Source organism: Chlorobiota bacterium (genome assembly GCA_016710285.1).
GTDB lineage: Bacteria > Bacteroidota > Ignavibacteria > OLB7 > OLB7 > OLB7.
Genome location: JADJXR010000001.1, coordinates 2821873 through 2843241 on the forward strand (window position 1 = coordinate 2821873; position 21369 = coordinate 2843241).

At 60.4% G+C, this 21369-nt stretch carries 22 protein-coding genes; 16 read left to right on the forward strand and 6 right to left on the reverse strand.

The features are described 5' to 3' along the window. Positions 1 to 8 precede the first annotated feature (8 nt). The 15 genes from IPM61_10300 (at position 9) to IPM61_10370 (ending at position 15395) form a co-directional block, all read left to right on the forward strand. A complete protein-coding gene (locus IPM61_10300) occupies positions 9 to 1616 on the forward strand; it encodes a PD40 domain-containing protein (GenBank protein MBK8911706.1) in 1608 nt (535 codons plus the stop codon). Between the two features lie 16 nt (positions 1617 to 1632). Then, positions 1633 to 2787 carry a beta-lactamase family protein gene (locus IPM61_10305; GenBank protein ID MBK8911707.1) on the forward strand — a complete coding sequence of 385 codons (1155 nt, stop codon included), beginning with the start codon at positions 1633 to 1635 and terminating at the stop codon, positions 2785 to 2787. A gap of 150 nt (positions 2788 to 2937) precedes the next feature. Beyond that, positions 2938 to 4293: a nodulation protein NfeD gene (locus IPM61_10310; GenBank protein ID MBK8911708.1), complete on the forward strand. Its 1356-nt coding sequence runs from the start codon at positions 2938 to 2940 to the stop codon at positions 4291 to 4293. A gap of 69 nt (positions 4294 to 4362) precedes the next feature. Next, complete coding sequence (locus IPM61_10315; GenBank protein ID MBK8911709.1) at positions 4363 to 6099, forward strand: BamA/TamA family outer membrane protein; 1737 nt, start codon at positions 4363 to 4365, stop codon at positions 6097 to 6099. A gap of 168 nt (positions 6100 to 6267) precedes the next feature. Beyond that, a protein-coding gene (gene prfB / locus IPM61_10320; protein ID MBK8911710.1) for a peptide chain release factor 2 occupies positions 6268 to 7414 on the forward strand; the annotation gives its coding sequence in 2 pieces (ribosomal slippage) (positions 6268 to 6336 and positions 6338 to 7414; 1146 coding nt in all). A 36-nt stretch (positions 7415 to 7450) separates the two neighbouring features. Continuing rightward, on the forward strand, positions 7451 to 7783 hold the full coding sequence (locus tag IPM61_10325; protein MBK8911711.1) for a hypothetical protein: 333 nt from the start codon (positions 7451 to 7453) through the stop codon (positions 7781 to 7783). A gap of 78 nt (positions 7784 to 7861) precedes the next feature. Beyond that, the gene (gene pyrE / locus IPM61_10330; protein ID MBK8911712.1) at positions 7862 to 8521 is read left to right on the forward strand and encodes an orotate phosphoribosyltransferase; all 660 of its coding nucleotides are present in this window, start codon (positions 7862 to 7864) and stop codon (positions 8519 to 8521) included. A gap of 3 nt (positions 8522 to 8524) precedes the next feature. Then, a complete protein-coding gene (locus IPM61_10335; GenBank protein MBK8911713.1) occupies positions 8525 to 9136 on the forward strand; it encodes a hypothetical protein in 612 nt (203 codons plus the stop codon). Next, a complete protein-coding gene (locus IPM61_10340) occupies positions 9133 to 9702 on the forward strand; it encodes a hypothetical protein (GenBank protein ID MBK8911714.1) in 570 nt (189 codons plus the stop codon). Before IPM61_10335 ends, IPM61_10340 begins: the two co-directional genes overlap by 4 nt. Next, entirely contained in the window at positions 9689 to 10903 is a 1215-nt protein-coding gene (locus IPM61_10345; GenBank protein MBK8911715.1) for an autotransporter outer membrane beta-barrel domain-containing protein, read from the forward strand. Before IPM61_10340 ends, IPM61_10345 begins: the two co-directional genes overlap by 14 nt. Positions 10904 to 11042: 139 nt before the next feature. After that, the gene (locus IPM61_10350; GenBank protein ID MBK8911716.1) at positions 11043 to 11819 is read left to right on the forward strand and encodes a sulfite exporter TauE/SafE family protein; all 777 of its coding nucleotides are present in this window, start codon (positions 11043 to 11045) and stop codon (positions 11817 to 11819) included. 78 nt (positions 11820 to 11897) lie between these two features. After that, complete coding sequence (locus IPM61_10355) at positions 11898 to 12473, forward strand: tRNA-(ms[2]io[6]A)-hydroxylase (protein ID MBK8911717.1); 576 nt, start codon at positions 11898 to 11900, stop codon at positions 12471 to 12473. A 19-nt stretch (positions 12474 to 12492) separates the two neighbouring features. Then, positions 12493 to 13431, forward strand: coding sequence for a methionyl-tRNA formyltransferase (locus IPM61_10360; protein ID MBK8911718.1), 939 nt, complete (start codon positions 12493 to 12495; stop codon positions 13429 to 13431). A 94-nt stretch (positions 13432 to 13525) separates the two neighbouring features. Next, on the forward strand, positions 13526 to 14887 hold the full coding sequence (gene radA / locus IPM61_10365) for a DNA repair protein RadA (protein ID MBK8911719.1): 1362 nt from the start codon (positions 13526 to 13528) through the stop codon (positions 14885 to 14887). Positions 14888 to 15023: 136 nt separating this feature from the next. After that, the gene (locus IPM61_10370) at positions 15024 to 15395 is read left to right on the forward strand and encodes a VOC family protein (GenBank protein ID MBK8911720.1); all 372 of its coding nucleotides are present in this window, start codon (positions 15024 to 15026) and stop codon (positions 15393 to 15395) included. Between the two features lie 69 nt (positions 15396 to 15464). Here the strand turns inward: IPM61_10370 and prmA are convergent, their stop codons facing one another. The 6 genes from prmA to IPM61_10400 all read right to left on the reverse strand — a co-directional run bounded on the left by prmA (position 15465) and on the right by IPM61_10400 (position 21123). Next, on the reverse strand, positions 15465 to 16301 hold the full coding sequence (gene prmA, locus IPM61_10375; protein ID MBK8911721.1) for a 50S ribosomal protein L11 methyltransferase: 837 nt from the start codon (positions 16299 to 16301) through the stop codon (positions 15465 to 15467). 55 nt (positions 16302 to 16356) lie between these two features. Next, positions 16357 to 17727: an MATE family efflux transporter gene (locus IPM61_10380; GenBank protein MBK8911722.1), complete on the reverse strand. Its 1371-nt coding sequence runs from the start codon at positions 17725 to 17727 to the stop codon at positions 16357 to 16359. A 93-nt stretch (positions 17728 to 17820) separates the two neighbouring features. Then, positions 17821 to 18624 carry a BtpA/SgcQ family protein gene (locus IPM61_10385; GenBank protein MBK8911723.1) on the reverse strand — a complete coding sequence of 268 codons (804 nt, stop codon included), beginning with the start codon at positions 18622 to 18624 and terminating at the stop codon, positions 17821 to 17823. Positions 18625 to 18643: 19 nt separating this feature from the next. Continuing rightward, positions 18644 to 18970, reverse strand: coding sequence for a YbaB/EbfC family nucleoid-associated protein (locus IPM61_10390; protein MBK8911724.1), 327 nt, complete (start codon positions 18968 to 18970; stop codon positions 18644 to 18646). Between the two features lie 102 nt (positions 18971 to 19072). Continuing rightward, positions 19073 to 20467 (reverse strand): aspartate kinase, encoded by a 1395-nt coding sequence (locus IPM61_10395; GenBank protein MBK8911725.1) that lies wholly within the window; start codon positions 20465 to 20467, stop codon positions 19073 to 19075. Then, on the reverse strand, positions 20464 to 21123 hold the full coding sequence (locus IPM61_10400; GenBank protein MBK8911726.1) for a hypothetical protein: 660 nt from the start codon (positions 21121 to 21123) through the stop codon (positions 20464 to 20466). The genes IPM61_10395 and IPM61_10400 overlap by 4 nt, the downstream gene beginning before the upstream one ends. A gap of 43 nt (positions 21124 to 21166) precedes the next feature. Between IPM61_10400 and IPM61_10405 the strand changes: the two genes are divergently transcribed. Next, positions 21167 to 21358, forward strand: coding sequence for a hypothetical protein (locus IPM61_10405; GenBank protein ID MBK8911727.1), 192 nt, complete (start codon positions 21167 to 21169; stop codon positions 21356 to 21358). The last annotated feature ends 11 nt before the right edge of the window (positions 21359 to 21369 follow it).

The following is a 21369-nucleotide window of genomic DNA, read 5'->3' on the forward strand; positions in this document are numbered from 1 at the left end:
CATTTTTTATGGTGAACATTGCCTTTTCTGCTTCGGCGCGGATCCCATTGCTGGCGTTGCTGCTATCGGTGGCGTGGCCGGTTGTGCTGGCGGTGGCAATCGCCGGGTGCGGATCGCCAAACGGTGTGATTCGCCCTGCGCTGCTGGACGAAGATGAGGTGAAGCGAACCGGGCTTACGATCCTCCCCTGGAACGAGCTGAACACCCCGTCCGATGAGTTCGGCGCAGCCATTCCGTTGGATACCACCGTCGTCTATTTCACCAGCAACCGAACCGGCGCGTTGGGGAAGCACAGCCTGTTTGTGTCGCGGCAAGTCCGCGGCGTGTGGATGCCCCCCGAACCTGCACCGCAGGTCAATAATCAGCAGAGCAATGGAATGCCTTCGGTGATGCCTTCCGGGCAACAACTCTACTTTGCCGGGTGCGATTACGGGCTTGGTGATTGCGACCTGTACAGTGTTGATGCCGGCGTGCGCGGAAACATTCCCGCCGACCTTGTTCCCTGGATGATCCCCACCAATCTTGGGCTTCCGGTCAACAGCCCCTACTGGGATTCGCAGCCTTGCATCAGCGGTGATGGAAGCGTGCTGTGGTTTTCCAGCGACCGCCCGGGCGGGAACGGCGGGCGGGACCTTTGGTTCTGCCGCCGCACCCACGATGGAACGTGGGGCCAGCCAATCAATGCTGGTGAGCAGATCAACACGGCGTTCGATGAGGTCTCCCCCTGGATTTCCCCCGATCACCAGACCGTGATGTTTGCTTCCAACGGCCACCCCGGGCTTGGCGGGTTCGACCTGTTCACCGCCACCTTTGCCGACGACACCGCCGACGTTCGGAACATCGGCGCACCGGTCAACAGCAAGGCCGATGAAATCTCCTTCACCCTTTCCAGCAATGGCCGCATCGCAACGTTCGCCTCGAACCGGTCCAACGGAACAGGCGGGTACGACCTCTATCGGGTTTCCCCCGTTCCCTTCCCGATTGACCCGATCACCGTGGTGACGGGGCGCATCACCACCACTGCCGGGCAACCACTGTTTGGCAGCGTTGAAGTGGTGGACCTGGCCACCAGCGATGTTATCGGAACCACCATCACCAACCCGGAAACGGGGGAGTACACCGTGGTGCTTCCGCGCGGGCGGCGATACGCGCTTACGGGGCTGTCGCGCAATCACCTGTTCTACTCGCAGGAGGTGAACGTCCCGTACGACCTTGAAGCCACCCAGCATCTCCACATGGACTTCCAACTTCAGCCGCTGAATGGCTCCACCCGGTTGTTGGTGTTTTTTGATTTTGGGCAATCGTTGCTGAAACGTGAGTCCATTGCCGATTTGGACCGGGTGGTGCGGTTGCTGCGGGAGAATCCTGGGTTCACCATCCAGATTGGCGGGCATACCGATAACGTGGGGGACCCGGCGTCCAATGCCGAGCTGTCGCAGCAGCGTGCGGCGGCGGTGAAATCCTACCTTGTGGGGAACCGCGTCGTTGCCGACCGGATTACCTCCGCCGGGTATGGCGAGACCCGCCCCATCGCCACCAACGGAACCGAGGATGGACGCGCAAAAAATCGCCGTGTGGAGATGCAAGTGGTGGTGGGTGAGGGGGGAAGAAGGTGAAAAAGTTGAGATTCCGATGAAGCAAGGTATCGTTCAAGGGAGGGTTCAACGGAGCGTTCAACAAGCGCTTGTTCCGATTCTGCTGCTTTGCGGCATTGCAGGCTTGGCGGTTGCGCAACCCGTTGCTCCGCAATCGGTGGCGGCGGGGATTGCGGCGGTTGCCCAGCGTATCCGCCACGCAATCCCGATGCCAGGACTTTCCGTTGCTGCGGTGGCCAACGGCAGCATCATTTTTTCGGAAGGATTCGGCACGTTGGATGCCCAGGGAACCACCCCAGCAACGGGCGATTCCCGCTACCGCCTTGCATCGGTCTCCAAAGCCTTGACGGCGGTTGCGGTGATGCGGCTGGTGGAGCAAGGGAGGGTCGCGCTTGATTCGCCAATCCAGCAGTATTGCCCCGAGTATCCATTCCGGCGGTACGTCGTCACGGTGCGCCACCTGCTGGCGCATTGCTCCGGAATCCGCCATTACGCCGATCTTGCCGAAAACTACAATCGCCGCTATTTCCCCTCCATTGCCGAATCGGTGGGGATTGTCGCGAACGACTCGCTGCTCTTCCTGCCGGGAACGCAATTCCACTACAGCACCTACGCCTTCAACCTGCTTGGCCGGTTGGTGGAACGCGTGTGCGGCCAGCCATTTCAGCAAGCAATCCAAACGCTGGTGCTGGCCCCGGCGGGGATGCCACGCAGCGGGTCAATCGGCCAGCTACGGCGGTTAGGGGCCGAGCAGATTGCCGACGGATACACCCGCACCCTTGCCGGCGAAATCCTCCCCTCAAAACCGCTAAACCTCAGCGACCGCCTGCCAGGCGCGGGGCTGGTTTCCACCGCGAACGATCTTGCACAGTTTGCGCTGGCCCTGCTGCAACATCGGCTGCTTGCCGACACCACGTTGCGGCAGATGTGGGCAAACGCAACGTTTGGCGGCGTGGCAATGCCGTGCGGATTGGGCTGGTTTGTTGCCCAATCATCGCTTGGCCGGCTGGCCATGCACGATGGCGCGCAATCGGGCTGCCGCGCACTGCTGATGATTCTTCCCGAACGCCATATCGCCGTTGCAATCCTTGCCAACATGGAAGGGGATGACCTTACCGAAGCAATGCAGCAAGGGGGGATGGAGATATTGGGAATCCTGGCCAATGCCCAAAACCCTGCGCCCACACGGTAATCCGCTGGCACAATAGTCCAATGGCCGAACGTCACATCCTGGCAAATTTCCTGCTGCATCCTACGCAACGATGCGCCGTAGCCGCCGGCAATCGTATCTTCAACCAATCATCAACCCTTGTTTAGGATAAGAGGAGCAAAAGGTGATGCCATGAAACAGTTCCCCGTGGTGCTGTTGTTGCTGCTGCTGACGGTTGCCGGCCTTGCTGGCATTGGCGTTCCAGCGGTTGCCCAGCAAAAGATTGTTGTTGTTGAGATTACCGGCGAGGTGGATTTGGGGCTTCCCCCGTACGTCCGCCGCGTCATCAGCGATGCCACCGAGCAGAAAGCCACGGCAATCGTCTTCCATATCAACACCTTCGGCGGGCGGGTGGATGCCGCCACGGAAGTGAAAGATGCCATCCTGAACTCCACCATCCCCACGGTTGCGTTCATTGATAAACGGGCCATCTCTGCCGGCGCGCTGATTGCCCTCTCCTGCCAAAAAATCGTGATGACCCCGGGGGGCGCAATCGGCGCGGCAACGCCGGTCTATCAATCGGGGGAGAAGGCTTCGGAGAAGGTGGTGAGTTATATGCGGGGCGAGATGCGCGCCACCGCCGAACGCCACAAACGGAACCCCGACATCGCCGCCGCAATGGTGGATGAAAATTTCGCGCTCCCCGATTCCTCCCTGAAAAAAGCTGGGCAGCTGCTGACCCTTACCACCCAGGAAGCCCAAAGCGTTGGATACTGCGACCTTGAAGCGGAGCATCTAGATTCCGCGCTTGCCAGCTTGGGCTATGCCAATGTTGAGTACCAACGCCCGCAGCAAACGTGGAGCGAGCAGTTGGTGAAATTCCTGACCAATCCCGTTGTTAGCTCGCTGCTGATTATGATCGGCCTTGCGGGGATTTTTTACGGCGTGAAGACGGGGCATTTGGGAACCGTTACCGGTGTGGGAATCGCCGCAATCGCGCTTTTCTTTGGGGCGCAATATCTGGTGGACCTTGCCAGCGCAATCGAGGTGCTGATGTTCGTTGCCGGGGTGGTGCTTTTGGCCGTGGAGATATTCATCATTCCTGGCTTTGGGGTGACGGGGATCATGGGAATTTTGTTGATGATCGGCAGCTTGTTCCTGGCCCTGATCGGCCGGTTCGATCTTGTCTCCTACGACTCGCTCACCGTCCCACTCTACACGTTGGCGGCATCGCTGGTGGGGCTTGGGGTTCTTGTTGGATTGATGATAAAATATCTTCCGCAGTCCAGCGCGTTCAACAAGTTTGTGCTGCAAACCACCCAGCGGTCCGACGAAGGCTACGTTAGCGGGCCGGATTACTCCGCGCTGCTTGGCGCAACCGGCCAGGCCATGACCACGCTTCGCCCCGCCGGGACCGCACTGTTCAACAGCAGCCGGTTCGATGTCATCACCGAAGGGGATTACATCAGCGCTGGCGAACCGGTGGCGGTGGTGAAAGTGGAGGGCCGGAAGATCATCGTCCGGCGCACAACGGCGGGAACGGCATAGCCCCACATGGCCGTTCCCCAATTCGCAGCCGCGCCAGTTCCCGGCTGAGTAAACTCCCAACTGAGATCAATGCCCAGTAACTCCATTTGTTCCCACGCAGTTCGGCTTGCTGGCCTCCGGCAAGCCTTTCTTTCGTTGGTGAAATCGCTTGGCCTGCTTCTCCTGCTTGCCACGGCTCTGCTTCCGCCCGGGGCGGCTGCGCAGCCGGACACGGCGGCGGCACCCCGCCACCGCGACACGCTTCGCCCATTTATCCTGCGCCATGTGGTGATTGATCGCCACACCGTGTTCGACACCAGCGGGCGGGACCTTCCGCTGGTGGCCGGCTTGCTGAATTCACTCCACATCGTCACGAAGGAGCCAGTGGTCCGCTACGAGGTCTATCTGAACCCTGGCGACACGGTGACGCAGAAAAAAATAGATGAGATCGAGCGGAACCTTCGCGCTATCGGCATCTTCCAGAACGTTGCCCTGCAATGCCTTCTTGCCGATTCCGCCACCCCGCCAAAAGGGCTTCCTCGTGGCGATCTTTCCATCACCACTCGCGACGGTTGGTCCACGCAGCTTGGGTTTAGCGCCAGCACCGGCGGCAATGCCGAACAGTACTCACTCTCCCTGCGTGAGGTGAACCTGCTGGGTTGGTCCTATCAGGCCAGCGTCGGCGGCGATTACTCCACGGTGAACGACCGCGGCTGGGGAATCAACGGCTCCCTTTCCGATCCCAATATCTTCGGAAGCCATATCCAAGCCAGCGGGGTCTTCAGCCTTTCCAAACTTGAAAACGTAGGGGTGCTTTCGGTTGGCCGCCCGTACTTCTCCGATTACAGCCCGTGGGGATTCGGGACCGCCCTTTCCTACCTTGACGGCATTGATTACCTGTACACCCACTCCCAACCTGTTCGCGCAATCGGTGTTCCGCTCCGCACGGTGGATGCTGGCGGGTGGTATGGCGGCTCGCGCGGGGGCGATCGGGACCTGTTCCGCTGGGCCGTCGCCCTTTCCTACGACCACACCACCCGCGACTCCCTTCAAGATGTCCGCCCTGCGTTCGAGAATAGCGTGGGGGCGTTCGCGGGGATCGCCTCGCTGCGCCGCCAGTTCGTCCGGATGAACAACGTGCAATATCACGGCGAGGTGCTTGCTCCGGTTGGGGCAATGGGGGGGGCGTACATCGGCAAAATTTCCCCGCACAACGGGGGGCTGGATAACGTCCTGTATGTTGGTGGCGAGGTCCGGCAGGCGGGCGGGAACCAGGACCTGTACGGCTTTGCAGCGTTCCAGGCCGGGACCGGATTTGTGCAGAAGGAGACGCGGTTCACCTTGCAGCGCGTGGTGGCCAGCGGGGTTTGGCGGGTTGGCCCCGGGGCGTTCAGCGGGCGGTTCCAGCAGCAAACCGTCTGGCGGTGGAATCGCTACATCGAGACGGAGTTGGACAACCGCAGCGGGCTTCGGGGCTATCAGGTGTACGGGTTGGTGGGGGATAACCGGATGCTGCTGAACCTTGAGTACAACGCCCTTCCCGATTGGAAATTCCTGTTCTTCAAGATCGGCGCGGCGGCGTTTTTTGACGTTGGCGGCGTGTGGAATCAATCGGAAAAACTTTCCGAAACCCGGTTCCATTCCAGCGCCGGGCTGGGCGTTCGGATCACCAACTTACGGGTGGCACTGGGGCGCGGGGTGATTCGGATTGACTTCCCCTACAACTTCGACCAAAAGAAGTTCACCCAAGTGGTCTTCAGCACCGAAACGCCGTTCGATGCTTTCGGCACGCTCGAGACTCCCGCGCCGGGGCCGTTCCTTCCGTAAGGCTCGGGGTTGCGTGCGGCGGCTCCAATGTTGAACCTCCGTTTCCCGCTTCTGCTCTTTACCCTTTGCATCTTCCCAACTGCTTGCCGTGGCCGTACTTTTATGGCTCCTTTTTCTACCATGGCGGGCTTCCCCGCTGCATACGCAACCGGAACAACACCAACAATCATGTACGAAGAATTTTCATCAGCATTGGCCGAGCAACGGGAACGGATCACCCTGCTCCGGAGGTATCTTTGACCTTGACCGAAAAGAACGGGAGATAGCCGAGCTTCAGGCACGAACCGAGCAGCCAGATTTCTGGAACGATAACATCGCCGCGCAAAAAATCATGCGGGAAATCAGCACCCGCAAGGAGTGGGCCGACGCTTGGAACGCCGCCAACCAACGCGCCGGCGACATCGAAGCACTGATTGAGCTGGGCCAGGAAGCGGGCGATGACTCCCTGGATGCTGAACTCCGCCGCGAGTCCGACGCGCTTGCTGCGGACATTGCCGACCTAGAGTTCCGCAATATGCTCTCGGACCCCGACGACGTTCGCGATGCAATCCTGAAGGTTCAGGCCGGGGCCGGCGGAACCGAAGCCCAAGATTGGGCGCAGATGCTGCTGCGGATGTACATGCGCTGGGCCGAACGCAAAGGCTACAAGATTGCTTTGCTGGATGAGTTGGAGGGGGAGACCGCCGGCATCAAATCCGCCTCGATTGAAATCAGCGGGGCCTACTCCTTCGGCAGGTTGAAATCGGAGAATGGCGTGCACCGCCTTGTTCGCATCTCGCCGTTCGATTCCAACGCCCGCCGCCACACCTCGTTTGCCAGCGTCTTTGTCTATCCCGTGGTGGATGAAGATGTCCCGATTGAAATCAACCCCGCCGATGTTGAGTTGGAGACCTTCCGCTCCGGCGGAAAAGGGGGCCAAAACGTCAACAAAGTGGAGACGGCGGTCCGGCTGCGCTACCGCTACGTTAGCCCGCGCGGGGCCGAGCATCTGCTGATTGTTAGCTGCCAGGAAGAACGCTCGCAACTGCAAAACCGCGAACGTGCCATGAAGATGCTGAAGTCCGAGGTGTACGAAATTCTTCGGCGCGAGGAGGAGGAGAAGAAGGCGGCGATTGAAGGCTCGAAAAAACGGATCGAATGGGGAAGCCAGGTTCGCAACTACGTCTTCCAGCCCTACACCCTTGTGAAGGACCTGCGCACCAGCACCGAAACGTTCGACGTCCAGGCGGTGATGGATGGGGAGATTGATCCGTTCATCAAAGCCTTCCTGATGGAGTACTCCGGCAACAGCACGCCCGAAGACACGATTCTGTAGCCCCAGATTCTTTAACCAGAAACAAAGGATATTCCCGTGAAAAAAATCCAGCTTCTGCAGCTTGCCCACGCACGTTCCGGCGACAAAGGGGACGCGGGGAATGTTGGCGTTATCGCTCGGCGGGCCGAGTGGTATCCAATCATCGCCCAAGCACTCACCGCCGAACGGGTGAAAGAACACTTCGCCGGCATTTGCCATGGCCCGGTGGAACGGTTCGAGCTTCCAAACTTGTGGGCGCTAAACTTCCTGCTTCATAACACCCTTGGAGGCGGCGGCACGGTCTCGCTGAAATTGGATGCCCAGGGCAAAACCCTTTCCTCGGCACTGCTGAGAATGGAGATAGAGGTGCCGGACGACTTCCAGGCCTGAGGCACTTGCCGGAACTGCTTGGAAGAAAGGATCAAAAGGGAATCAACACACACCAAAAAAATTAACCAGACTGCAACCATGCTGTACGCCGATCTTGCCGCGCTCCGTGCCGAGGCTTTGGAGTTTTTCGTTGCGGAGAACGTCCTGACGTTCGGCGACTTCACGCTGAAAAGCGGGCGGAAGTCGCCATACTTTTTCAACACCGGCTCCCTTTGCTCGGGTCGCCAGCTTGCCACAATGGGGAAGCTGTACGCGGGGACGATTGAGCAGATTGCGGAGTTCGCCGATGCCCCGGTTGTGTTCGGCTCGGCATACAAAGGGATTCCGATTGCGGTGGCCACTGCAATGGCACTTGCCGGCGATGGCGACGAAGAACGCCGCGCCGTGAGCGACCGGAAGGAGGCCAAAACCCACGGCGACGTAAGCGGGTTCCTGGGCGTGATCCGCGCCGGCGACACGGCGGTGATTGTGGACGACGTTATCACCACCGGCGGAACCAAACTGGAGGCGATCGAAAAGCTGCGGGCTGCGGGCTGCACGCCGCTTGGCTTCGTGATTGCCTTTGACCGCTGCGAGCCGATTGACGACACCGGACGCACCGCCCGCGAAGCGTTCCAGCAACAGACAGGGCTTCCGGTCTATCCCATCCTTTCGGTCCATGACATCATTGAAACCCGGCCCGAGCTGGGGGAGCGGCTGCGCCAGCATCTGGACACCTTTGCAACGGGGATTGCCTAAGGCATGGCCGCCACCCGCCACCAACCGATGATGCTTCGCCACGCTGTTTTCCTGCTGTGGCTTCTGCCGCTGATCCTTGTGGGATGCCGCGAAGAGCCTTCCCACAACAGCGCGAAACCGGACACCGCACGGCTGATAAAAAACCTTCCTTCCGGACGGTTTCAGTTGCCAACAATCCACACCCCGGCCCCCGATTTCTGGATCACTCTTCCCCCGGGCTACCAGGTGAAATTTGTTGGGCGGATGCCGTCCGATGAGTTCTACATTTTCCGCAGCGACGACCCCACGTTGACCGACTCCACTGCCGTCAGCCCCGGGTTCCTGCGGATTTACATGGGGACGATTGCGCAGTCGGGGGTGGACCGCAACACGCAGTTTACCGAAGCATCGGCGCAGCTGATGGGCTACCGAACACGCTGGCGCGAATGGAAAGAACCGGCCCAAGCCGGCAAGGCGTTCTACGCTGCCGAGATTGCCGCCAGCGACTTCTTCCAAACAACCTTTCCCAATCTGAAAAAAGCCCCGCTGTTCCTGCATATCTATGCTGCGGGGACCGACACCGCGCACGTTGCCGCGCTGATGGCCGCTGCCGCAACGCTGACAACAACACCATGACCGCTTCTTCTGGGTTCACCATGATCCTTTCTCGCCAAGTATTTCTGCTGCTGCCGTTGGCGTTGCTTCTTGCTGGTTGCCAGCCAACCAGCGACCGTGCGGCGGCGTTGAAAGGGGTTCGGCTTGTCCCGTTCACCATGGAGTTCAGCCGCACCAAGGCCCCCAATCTTTCAATCCAAGTTCCATTTGGGTTCATGGTGGAGTCGGTTTCCGAGGCGAAGCATGATATGTTTTACGTGGTCAACCCCAACGACAGCGGGAACCCGCAGCGTGGCATGGCGGTGATTCAGCTTCGGCCCGCGCCCAACCCCATCATCCCCGATTCCAGCGCGACCGGCACAAGCAAAGGGATTCTGCTTGGGGAAGGAATTGATTGGAACGAAGCAACCCTGGACGACGAGTCGCCGCGGGTGCTGCAGCGCGAGGTGATCCTTGATGAGCCATTCCCAACCCCCCAGCCGATGAAGCTGCAAGCCTTTGTTGTTGGGATGGACAGCGCGTTGGTTGAGCAATTGGTCGCCTGCGTGGAAACCCTTTCGCGAGATACTTCCGGTGCGCGGCGGTAAGCGGATATTCGCCATTGCGGTGCTGCTTCTTTGCTGCGGTGCGGCCGCGCGGGTGCAAGCGCAAACGGAATCGCAACCAGAAACGCAAGCCCCCGCTGCCAATCCCGACTCGGCGGCATACGAGGAATGGTTGGCGGGGATCAATCGGCGGAAGCCGGTGGTGGCAAATGCGCGGCTGGTGCTGGCCGAAAGCGCAAAGCGTGGCCAGTGGGAAGCCGTCCAGAAACTGCGGGCGTTCATGGACCACCGCCAAAACGGAGGCCCGTGGCTGAACGGCCCGGAGCAACTGCTGCTGCTTGCGTTGCTTGCCGACACCGCCACGCTGCTGGACCCTGTTGCGTTGGACCCGATGCTGGCCGAAACGTGGACCATCCCGGGCGCGCTGCAACCCGATGGAGTTCGCGAGCGGCTGCGGGAGGTTTTGCGGGCCGGCGCGGAAGCCGCCAGCGACCGATTTGATGCCAATCGCCCAACGGAGGAGGAGCGGCGATTCTTCAACCTGCTGCTGAACCACCTGACGGTCCGCGGCTACCGGGCGCAGGAATCGCTGAACGCGCTGGTGGGCCAGTTCGCTGCGGAGTATCCGCGAAGCCGGTTTCTGCCGTTGGCGCGGGCGTATATTCGGCGGGAGTATTCGGAGCAAGTGGGCGGCTTGGGGATTGGGGCAAGCTATGGCGGCGGTGCGGCCGTTGGCACGCTGGGCGATCGCTTCGGAAAAGTGGATGGCTTGGCGGTGGAGTTGGAGGGCTATCTCTACCGGGCCACACTCTCCGGCACGGTTCAGTTCCTCTCGATTTCGGTCCCCAATCCATTCACCGTTGGCCAGGACCATTGGCCCGCCGGCGATGCCAGCATGACCAATGCCACGCTGAGTTTGGGGTATGAGTTCCGGCAAGGGAGGCTTGCCGTGACACCGATGATTGGGCTGGCCGCAACATCGGTCCAATTGGGGGATGCAATCGGCCAGCAGCCAACATCCACCGGCTGGGGACTGGGATTCGATCTTTCCGGCGTTGCCGATTACCGCATCCCGTTCGACGAAGGTCCCCACATCAACCTCCGGGGGCGTGTGGGATACTCCAACGGCGTGCTGGCCGGGTACGACCCCGCGTTTGCTGGCGGCATTCTGTACCTTCGCCTCGGTTTCGGGTTGGTCTATCGCCCCTACGTGGGAAGGGCGGCAAGGGGAAGGGAGGATTAAGAAACGATGGAACGATTCCCCAGCCGCTGCTGCGTGGAATCGTTCCAGAATCTTTGCGGGGAGCGGCCTCCGGATCGTGAACTCGTTCGTGAACTCGTTCGTGATCTCCATGTTCGTGAACTCTATTTTCGCTGCAACTGTGGACATTGTACTGACCTTACTTATCGGCGCAATCATCGGCTTCTCGGCGGGGATGTTCGGCATTGGTGGGGCGTTGCTTTCCACCCCGTTGCTGCGGTTGCTGGTTGGGCTTCCGGCGGTGTTGGCGGTTGCCACCCCGTTGCCGGCGGCGGTTCCGGCGGCCATTACCGGATCAATCGTCTATGCCCGGCAGAAGATGGTGCGGTTCGATATCGCCTGGCGAACGTTGCTGATGGCGTTCCCGCTAACGGTGGTTGGTGCGCTGCTGACGGGCCAGACCCCCGACGTGGTGTTGATGATTCTGACGGGGCTTGTGCTGATCTGGTCGGCATGGAGTTTTATCGAGCGGGGGTGGAAAATCGGCGCACGCGGCAAGCAGCAACCCCATCCAACCGGCGACCCGAATCGCTCCAGCGGGGTGATGTATGGAGCCGGCGCGCTCTCCGGATTCCTTTCCGGCTTCCTTGCCATTGGCGGCGGGATTGTGCTGGGGCCGGCATTTATGAACGTGGCAAAGCTGCCAACCAAAACCGCGCTGGCAACCTCACTCTTCTGCGTTGCTTGCCTTTCGGTCCCGAACACGGTGGCGCATGGGCTTGAGGGGAACATCCATTGGCCAACGGCGCTGTTGCTGTGCTGCACCTCGATCCCAAGCAGTATGCTGGGTGCACGGCTTGCCACCCGGCTTCACAGTGCCACGCTGGAACGGATTTACGGAGCCTTGATGATGGCGTTCGCCGTTGGGTTCACGGTGTGGGCCATGGCGAACGGCTAACCGCTGAACAACAACGGCTTGCAACAGCCAAGTCGCAAAAAACAAGCACACACACACAACCGAGCATCCTTCCCGACTATGCTTTGCTTAAAAGTCCCGTCGCAGCCGTCATGGATTATGGCTGCCGAATCGAACCTTGAGAAGGTTCTGATTGACCACGCACACTGCGAAAAAAAAGCCGCCGTCAACGCCATGTCGCTGGTAAGCCGCTATCCAGAAAAGGATACGTTGGTGAAGGCGATGATTGAGCTTTGCCAGGAGGAGATGGAGCATTTCGGCATGGTCTATGAGTATCTGCGGAACCGTGGCTTCACCTTGCAGCGGGACCCGGGCGACCCGTACGCCCAGGCACTTCACAAGGAGATTCGCCCCAACGAGCCGGAGCGGCTGATGGATCAGCTTCTGGTGGCGGCAATCATCGAGGCGCGTTCTTGCGAGCGGTTCTCCATCCTTAGCAAACACGTCCCCGATGCCGAGCTGCAGGAGTTCTACCGGTCGTTGCTTGCCAGCGAGGCGGGCCACTACCGGACCTTCTACGACATCGCGTGCCAGTACTTCCCCGAACGTGAAGTCCGCCAGCGGCTGGACGCGCTAACCGAGCGCGAATCGCAGATTGTGCTGGCGCTGGAATCGCAACCAACAATGCACGGATAAACGGAAGGAACCCACGGCAATGAGCACCGAAGTTGAAGCCCAGCCCGGCACGCTGCGGGTGGTGTTTATGGGAACGCCCGAGTTCGCGGTCCCCTCGTTGGAAATAATTCTGGAGCAGGGCCACACCGTCCCGCTGGTGGTGACAACCCCGGACCGCCCCAAAGGCCGCGGGCTGAAGCTAACGCCATCGGCAGTGAAGGAAGCGGCATTGCGCCACGGGCTTCCCGTGCTAACGCCGGAGCGATTGAAGGACCCTGCGGTTGCCGATGCCATTCGCCAAACCCGGCCCGACGTTATCTGCGTGGTGGCGTTCCGGATTTTGCCGGAATCAATCTTCACGATCCCCCGGCTTGGGAGCTTCAATCTGCACGGGTCCTTGCTCCCAAAATACCGCGGGGCCGCGCCGATTAACTGGGCCATTATCAACGGCGAGGCAGAGACCGGGGTGACGACGTTCTTCCTGCAGCAGAAGGTGGACACCGGCAACGTCATCCTTCGCCGCACCATCCCAATCACCCCCCAGATGACCGCCGGCCAGTTGCACGATGTGATGATGGGCGTGGGGGCAATCGCCGTGGCCGATACGCTTCGGATGATTGAGCAGGGCGCGGCCAACCCGCTTCCGCAAAACGATGACGAGGCAACCCCCGCGCCAAAAATCTTCCGCGACGATTGCCACGTTGATTGGAACCGCCCAGCCGAAGCAGTTCATAATTTTATCCGTGGGCTTTCGCCGCATCCGGGGGCGTTCACGGTCCACAATGGCCGCACGCTGAAGCTGTTCCAAACCCAGATCACCGATCGCTCCGATATTCCGGCGGGAATCGTTCGGATTGAACCCAACCAGCTTCTGATCGGGACCGCCACCGCTGCCCTTTCGGTGGTCCAGTTGCAGCAAGAAGGGAAGCGGGCAATGGGGGTTCAGGAATTTCTGCGAGGCTATCAGCAAGGGGCGTAATCCAGAAACGGCGGAGGGCTTCCGCCAGCTTGGCCCGGCCGCCAGTGCCAACGCGCAATCACAGTTTCCATTCACCAATTCCCAACCAGTAATCATGTCCAAACAACGTACCCGATTTGTCTGCCAAAGCTGCGGCGCGATTGCTTCGCGGTGGGTTGGTAAATGCCCCTCGTGCGGGAACTGGGAAACCTACGTGGAGGAAGTGGAGGCCCCGGCGGCTCCTTCCGGCGCGCGGGGACCACGTTCGGCCACCACACGGGCCGAGGTGGTGACGCTGGACCAGGTCTCGGTGCAGCAGGAGCCGCGCATCCTGACCGGCATTGGCGAGTTTGACCGGGTGTTGGGTGGGGGAATTATGGCCGGCTCCATCATCCTTGTTGGCGGCGACCCTGGCGTTGGGAAATCAACATTGATGGCGCAGATGTGTGCCGGGCTGAAGGGGCGGACCATCCTGTACATCACCGGGGAGGAATCGCTGCGCCAGATTAAAATGCGTGCGGACCGGCTGGGGGTGAACAACCCGGGCGTTAGCCTGATGACCGAGACGAACCTTGCGCTGATTGTTGGGACCATCCGCGACCTTGCCCCCGACGTTGCCATTGTTGACTCCATCCAAACCACGTATCACCCCGAGATTGAGTCGGCCCCGGGGTCGGTTGCGCAAGTTCGCGAGTGCACCGCCGCGCTGATGCAGCTTGCCAAAACCACGGGGACCTCCATCTTCGTTGTTGGCCACGTCACGAAGGAAGGGACGATTGCCGGGCCAAAAGTTCTGGAGCACATGGTGGATACGGTGCTGCAGTTCGAGGGGGAGCGGACCCACTTGTACCGAATCTTGCGGACCACAAAAAACCGCTACGGGTCCACCAACGAGATTGGGGTGTTCGAGATGGGGGAGCAGGGGTTGGTGGAGGTGGCCAATCCAAGCTCCGTGTTTTTATCGGAGCGGAGCTACGGGGCAAGCGGGTCGGTGATTACTGCCACGCTGGAGGGGTCGCGGCCAATTCTTGTGGAGGCGCAGGCGTTGGTCACGCCAACCAGTTACGGCGTGCCGCAGCGTTCGGCAACGGGGTTCGACTACAAGCGTTTGCAGATGCTGCTGGCGGTGCTGGAGAAACGGCTTGGGTTGGGGCTTGGGCAGTATGATGTTTTTGTCAACATCGCCGGCGGGGTGCGGGTGGATGACCCCGCGGTGGACCTTGCTGTGGCCGCCGCAATCGTCTCCAGCTTCCGCGATGTTCCCGCCGAAAGCGAGGCCGTGGTGATTGGCGAGATTGGGCTGGGGGGGGAAATCCGCACCGTGGCCCAAGCGGACCAGCGCATTGCCGAAGCCGCGAAATTGGGATTCAAAACCGTGGTGCTTCCCCAGGCAAACGCCCGCAAATCCACCCCCCGCGACGGTGTTGAGCTTCGCCCGGTTGCGGCGGTCGCTTTTGGGATTGATGCGGTGGTCTAAGCCGGCCCGCCAGCAATGCTCAAAAAAAATGTTTTTGGAGGAGCGCGAAACCGGTGTTTTTTACTCTATCTTTGCAGGTGTTCAAAAGAACACGTTGGGTGATCCACTCACAACTTTCACAAACACCTTTTCGCTTATGAGCATCCAGATTCGCGCATTGGTTCCAATGGTCCACGTGGCCGATGTTGAACGTTCGATTGAGTTCTACAAACAGGTGGGATTTCAGGTGGGGAACACCCACACCGCGCCCGGATACAACCGGTTGACATGGGCATGGCTGGGGAACGGCGCGTGCGACCTGATGGTGACGCAAGCCGACGGCCCGGTGGATGCGGGCCAACAAGCCGTGCTCTTCTATCTCTACTGCGACGACGTTGCTGCCACACGGAACCAGATGATGGAACGCGGCATTGCGTGCGGCCAAATCAGCAAACCGTTCTACGCCCCCAACGGCGAGTTCCGCATTGCCGATCCCGATGGATATGTGCTGATGGTGATGCACACGTGAGGGGGGGGTGAGTAAGGTCGGGGAGTGTGCGATCTGCTTGCGGCTCCCCGTTCGCACTTCCTCATCGTTCTACCTTCCAAACACCGTTGCCACCCACTCGTTCTCGCGGGCTTCATCAATCGGGCGCAGGCCGTGGCTGGCGGCTTCGTCAAGCAGGCTTTGGTAATCCTCGATCAGCACGCCGGAGGTAAGAAGCTGCGCGCCGCTGGCCGCCATTCGTTGCACGATTCCCGGGAGCATTTGCATGATGATGTTGCGATGGAGGTTGGCAAGAACAACGTCGAACTCACCTTCGGCAACGTCATCCAGCTCGCACTGCCGAACGTCAATGCGGTCCGCAACGCCGTTCAGCTCAACATTCTCAAGGGTGTTGGCCACCGCCCACTCGTTGTTGTCGAACGCCAGGGTTCGCGCCGCGCCGCGAAGCGCCGCCACAATCGCCAGCACCCCGGTTCCCGTGCCGATATCCAACACGCGCTTCCCCGCTGGGTCCAGCTGCATCAGCAGTTGGGAGATCAACCTGGTGGATTCGTGATGCCCGGTTCCGAACGACATTTTGGGGTCAATCACCACCCGCAGCGTTCCTTCCTCGGCCTCCTCCGGCTGCCAGCTTTGGGTGATTAGCAGCCCGCCGCCAATCCGCACTGGCTGCAGCGATGCCTCGAACTCGGCATTCCAATTTTGCTCCGCCACGCTGGTGATTTCCATCTGGACGTTGGCCCCTTCCGGCAGCCAAGATTGCAGTTGCTGAATGGCCTGGGGCGTTGCCCCTGCTTCGTCGAAGTAGAGGGTGATGCGGGTGTCTTCATCCAGCGTGCCAGTAATCGGCAGCGTGCTGCTGACGGCAAGCAGAAGTTCAAGGGTTTCGCGGTTGGCGTAGCAGGTTAGTGCGTCGTAGTGCTTCATCGTGGGAAAATAGTGTGGTTGCGGCAACTGCGGCAAGCGTTGCGGCAATCGTGGTTTATGCAAGGCTGCTTTCGCCCATGCTGGCATCGGGGCGTTTGCGGACAAGCGTGCGGAACCGGAGGGAATGGAGGACCGCCGCAATGCTTAGCCCAATCGTCAGGCCCCACCACAGGCCGTAGCCGCCCATCTCGAGAACGAAGCAGAAGAGAAGGCCGGTTGGAAGCCCAAGAAGCCAGTAGGCCACAAGGTTTGTGACCATTGGGACGGTGGTATCCTTCATCCCCCGCAGCGCGCCCATTGCGGTAACTTGCAATCCATCGGAAAGCTGGAACGCTCCGGCAATCGCCAGCAGCCCGCCGGCGTACTCCACCACGGCCTGGTCGGTGGTGTACAGCATCACAATCTGCCCGGAAAAGATCACAAAGATCAACCCGGTAAGGCACATGAACGCTCCGCCAATTCCCACGCCAACCCAGCCGGCCAGCGCGGCGGCGTTGGGGTCGCGGCGGCCCATGGCGTTGCCCACTCGGGTGGTGGTTGCGGTGGCAACGCCCAACGGTGTCATAAACGTAAACGCCGCAACGCTAATGGCGATTTGGTGCGAGGCCACCGCCACGGTGCTAATCATCCCCATCACAATGGAGGTTAGCCCAAACACCCCTTGCTCCATGCTGTTCCCCATGCCGATTGGGACACCAAGTTTCAGCAGGTTCATAATCCGCCCAACGTTGGGGCGGCGGGCTTTTTTCAGGAAGTGATATTGCCGGAATTCTTCGGTCCGGAGAAGGTAGTAAAGGAGGATTGCAAGCATGATGAAATTCACGGCTGCGGTTGCAATCCCCGCCCCCATCACCCCCAATGGTGGGATACCAAGCCCGCCAAAAATCAGAAGGTATGCCAGCGGGATATTGATTGCTGCGCCGATGAAGGAAAGCGTCATCGTCACACGTGGCTTCCCCAAGCCAACGGTGAAGGCGCGAAGGTTGGCGTAGATTAAGTTGGCAATCATCCCGATGCTTAACGCCCGGATATATTGCTCGGCCAGCGCAACCACGGAAGGCTTTTGCTTCAGCATCAACAGGATTGGCCCGGCATTCCACATCGCCACCATCCCCACCACCCACAGCCCGGCAACAATCCAAAACCCTTGCCCGGTTGCTTCGCCGATTTCGTCGTGATTCCCCGCGCCGTGTGCGTGGGCAACGGTTGGGGCAATCGCCGTCAGCGCGCCGTAGGCGAACACCATGAAGAAGTAGTAGAGTGAGTTGGTGATCCCCACCGCGGCCAACGCCTCCTGGCCAAGTTTCCCCACAAGGATCGTGTCGGCAATGCCCATGCTCATGCCGCCGATGTGGTCCAAGATCACCGGCAGCGCCAGCGCAAGCATGGTGCGGATTTCGGTTCGTATGGGATGCGTGGTGGTCATAGTAGCGAACAAGTACGCGCCGGCCACAACTGCGTTACTGCCAAGTTAGGGGGGGCCGATTTCCCTTGCCTTCCGCCTCATGCCCGCTCTCTCTCACTCGGCCCTTGCTATTTCCATCAATTGCTCAACCCGTGTGGGGTCCACCGGCGCGGCAACGTCTGCGTCCCGTTTCAGCCAGCTTCCAACAATCGCTCCGTCGCATTCGGCAAGGATGTCGCGGACGGTTGCGCTGGTTACGCCGCTTCCGGCAAACACCGGGGCGTGGGTGGCGGCGCGTGCACGGCGAAGTTCTTCAATCGCCACCCCGGCTCCGGTGCGGCTTCCGGTGACGATCAGCGCGTCGGCAAGGCCCCGCTCGGCTGCGTCGGCGGCAAGCTCCTCGATGGGAAACGGGACCAGGGGGAGCGCGTGCTTCACGCTTACGTCGGCAAGGACTTTCACGTTGGCCCCAAGCAAGGTCCGGTAGTCCATGGTCTCCCGTGCATTCCCTTCAATGATTCCCTGGTCCGTCACCATCGCGGCGGTGTGGACGTTTACGCGAATCATTGCGCCGCCGCACGCTGCGGCAATTCCCAGGGCGGCCAGCGGATCGTTCCGCAAGGCGTTGACCCCCAACGGAAGCTGGGTCATCCGTTTGATCTCGGCAGCGATCAACGCCATCAGCGCGATGGTGTGCGGCGCAAGCCCCGATTTGCGGAAAGGGATGTCGCCGTAGTTCTCCACCATAATCGCATCTATCCCTCCATCGCGAAGTGCCGTGGCATCGGCCAGCGCGTGGTCAATAACCTGTTGGACCGAGCCGCCAAACCGTGGCGTGCCCGGCATTGGCAGAAGATGGACCATGCCGATAATGGCGCGGTGGCGCAGCGGCGCAAGCAAGCGTTGGTGGTGGTTCATGCGGAGCGTTCAGCGTTGGTTATTGCCCCATCAATCCAGAAATATCTGGCATAAACCCACCGGTGGCTTCTTCCAATTTCTGCGCGGCAGCTTCCTTTGCGGCCAGCGTTGCGCGGTTCACGGCAATGATGATTAAATCTTCCAATGCCTCCTTATCGCTTGGTTGCAGCAGCGATGGATCAAGCACCAGCTTGGTAAGCTCGCCATGCCCGTTTGCGGTGGCGCGGACCGCACCGCCGCCGGCTTCTTCGGTCATCAGCAGCTCGTGAAATTTCGATTGCGCTTCGTCCATCTTCCGCTGGACTTCTTGCATCTGCTGCATTGCTTGCATCAGTTGGTTGGTCATTGCCGTGGTCTCCGTGTGGTTGTTGGTTTGGTTGATATTCTTGTTGCCGATTGCGGCCCCGCGTTGCCGGGCGAATGGTTGCCCGGGGGACGTGCGCAGCGGTTACTTGTTTCGGGATTGCTCAAACAACACGTGGTGCGTTTTCTGCAAGGCTTCGGCGGCGTGATGTTCGGCAACGCCAAGCAGGATGATGTGGTCGCTTGAGCCAGCAACCACAAAGCCGATGGGGATTTCCCCAAGCGCGGCAAGTGGCCGGCCCAACGCCCCTGGCTGGTTCCGCAGCCCCGCGCCGATCATGCAAATCACCGCCATTTCTGGCATCAGCTCCACCACGTAGTTGGCTTCCAGCCCGGCAAGGATAAGGTCGTTGAACCCCGCCGCTTCCACCGTGATGATTGCGCGTGCTTCGGCGATTGCGGCGCACTGAATCGGCAGCCCGTGCGCCGCGAACACCCCCAACGCTTTCTGGAACCCAAGCGATGTTGCGCGCGGGTCCCGCGGACCAACCATCACCGAAAGCATTCCCCGTTTCATGGTGATGGAGTGGATGCCCGGGGAAATTGGCGAGCCGTCGGGAAGGATGCGTGTGCCAGCATCGTCGGGACGGATGGAGTTTTTAATCACCACCGGAATCGCCCGCTCCACCGCCGGGACGATGGTGTCTGGGTGGATCACTTTTGCGCCGAACCACGCCAGCTCACGCGCTTCGGTGAAGGTGACGTGCGGAACAACCTGGGCTTGCGGAACCGCCCGCGGGTCCGCCGTCAGGATTCCGCTAACGTCGGTCCAGATTTGAATTTCGGTGGCGTGCAACGCCGCCCCAACCAGCGCGCCGGTGTGGTCCGATCCCCCGCGGCCAATCGTGGTGGTGACCCCGTCCAACGTTGCGCCAACGAACCCTTGCGCCACCACAACATCGTGGCTCTGGATCAGTGGCACCAATCGCTTTGCAACCGCAGCATCAATCTGCGGCATCAGCGGGCGGGCATTGACGAAGTTGGCATCGGTGATGATGAACTGGCGGCTGTCGGCAACCGCCGTGTGCCACCCTGCGGCGCGGAACGCATCGCCAAGCAACTGGCTGGAAAGCCGCTCGCCGTAGCTGGCAAACGCGTCCAACGTGCGCGGGGTTAATTCCCCCAGCAGCACCACGCCGCGAGCAAGCTGTTCGACTTCATCAAGCAGTGTGGTCAGCACGGTTTTGCAGGAATGTTCGGCGGGCAATCCCAGGTCGTGCAAAATCTCCAAGTGCCGCTGGCGAAGCTGGTGGACCCGCTGCAACGCGCCGTGCAAATCGCCAGCCCCGCAGCTTTGGGCGGTGGCAAGAAGCAGATCGGTGACACCGGCGCAAGCGGAGGTGACAACCACCGGATGGTTGCCCCGCTCCCGTTCAACAATCGCCACCACGCGGCGCATTGCTTGGGCATCCTTCACGGAGGTCCCGCCAAACTTCAGAACGATTGGCTGCCCCGTTTTTTCTTGGCTCTGTTCGGTCACTCCTCTTCCTCCATGTTGGCCTCGGGATAATCCTCCTGGTCATCGCCGTGGTGATCTTCGGATTGGCCGTCCGCGCTGCTTCCGTGCATCTCCATTTCGGAATCGGTGCCGCCAGCTGGGGCGGCCAGCAGCAGCGCGCCTTCGCTAATCAGCCACAGGACCATGCGCTTGGCCTCGTCCAGCGAAACACCGTACATGTAGGTGAACCGCCAGATGTCAATCGGTGCGCGCCACAGCTCCACCATAAAGGCTTGGTCCATCGTCAGCCGCCCTTTTGCGGCAACAACGTCCAGCGCGGCGTTCAGCATCAGCTTCCCTTCATCGGGGGTGATGCTTTGCTCGCTGAAGATGAGGTTCTGCTGCTCAACAAGGTCGCAAATCAGGAACCCCCGGCGTTTGGGAAGAAGGTCGTTAAGGTAGCCAAGGCTAACAACGTAGGGGTCCTCATCATCGCCCCATAAATCGTTCCAAACGGGGGGATCGTTTTGGCGCAGCCATTCAAAGAATTGCTGCTCCCGTTGGGGAAGGCGGATCAAGGTGTTGCTGCCAAATCGCGCCACCAGTTCTTGCGCCTGCTCGGCGGAAAGGTCGCTCATCTCAGCATCGCTCATCTCGGCGATGTGGATATCGGTGTTTGCCGGCTGCAGCCGGTTCATCAGCAGGGAAAAGGAGTCTAAATTCATGGGGGGCGAAAATACCATGTGGCCCTGTTCCGGCAAGGTTCGGAAGCGTGAGCAAGCCGCGCCAACGGTTCGGCATCTGGGGAGCAAGCGGAAGGGGGCGGCGTATCTTACCGACTCTTACACGCCGGCCCGCATCAGAACGGGGCAACGTTCGTCGGTGGCCGGGGGATTGGAGCCAGTGGTCACCTTCCTCACATCAAGGTGGTGAAAACAGATTCC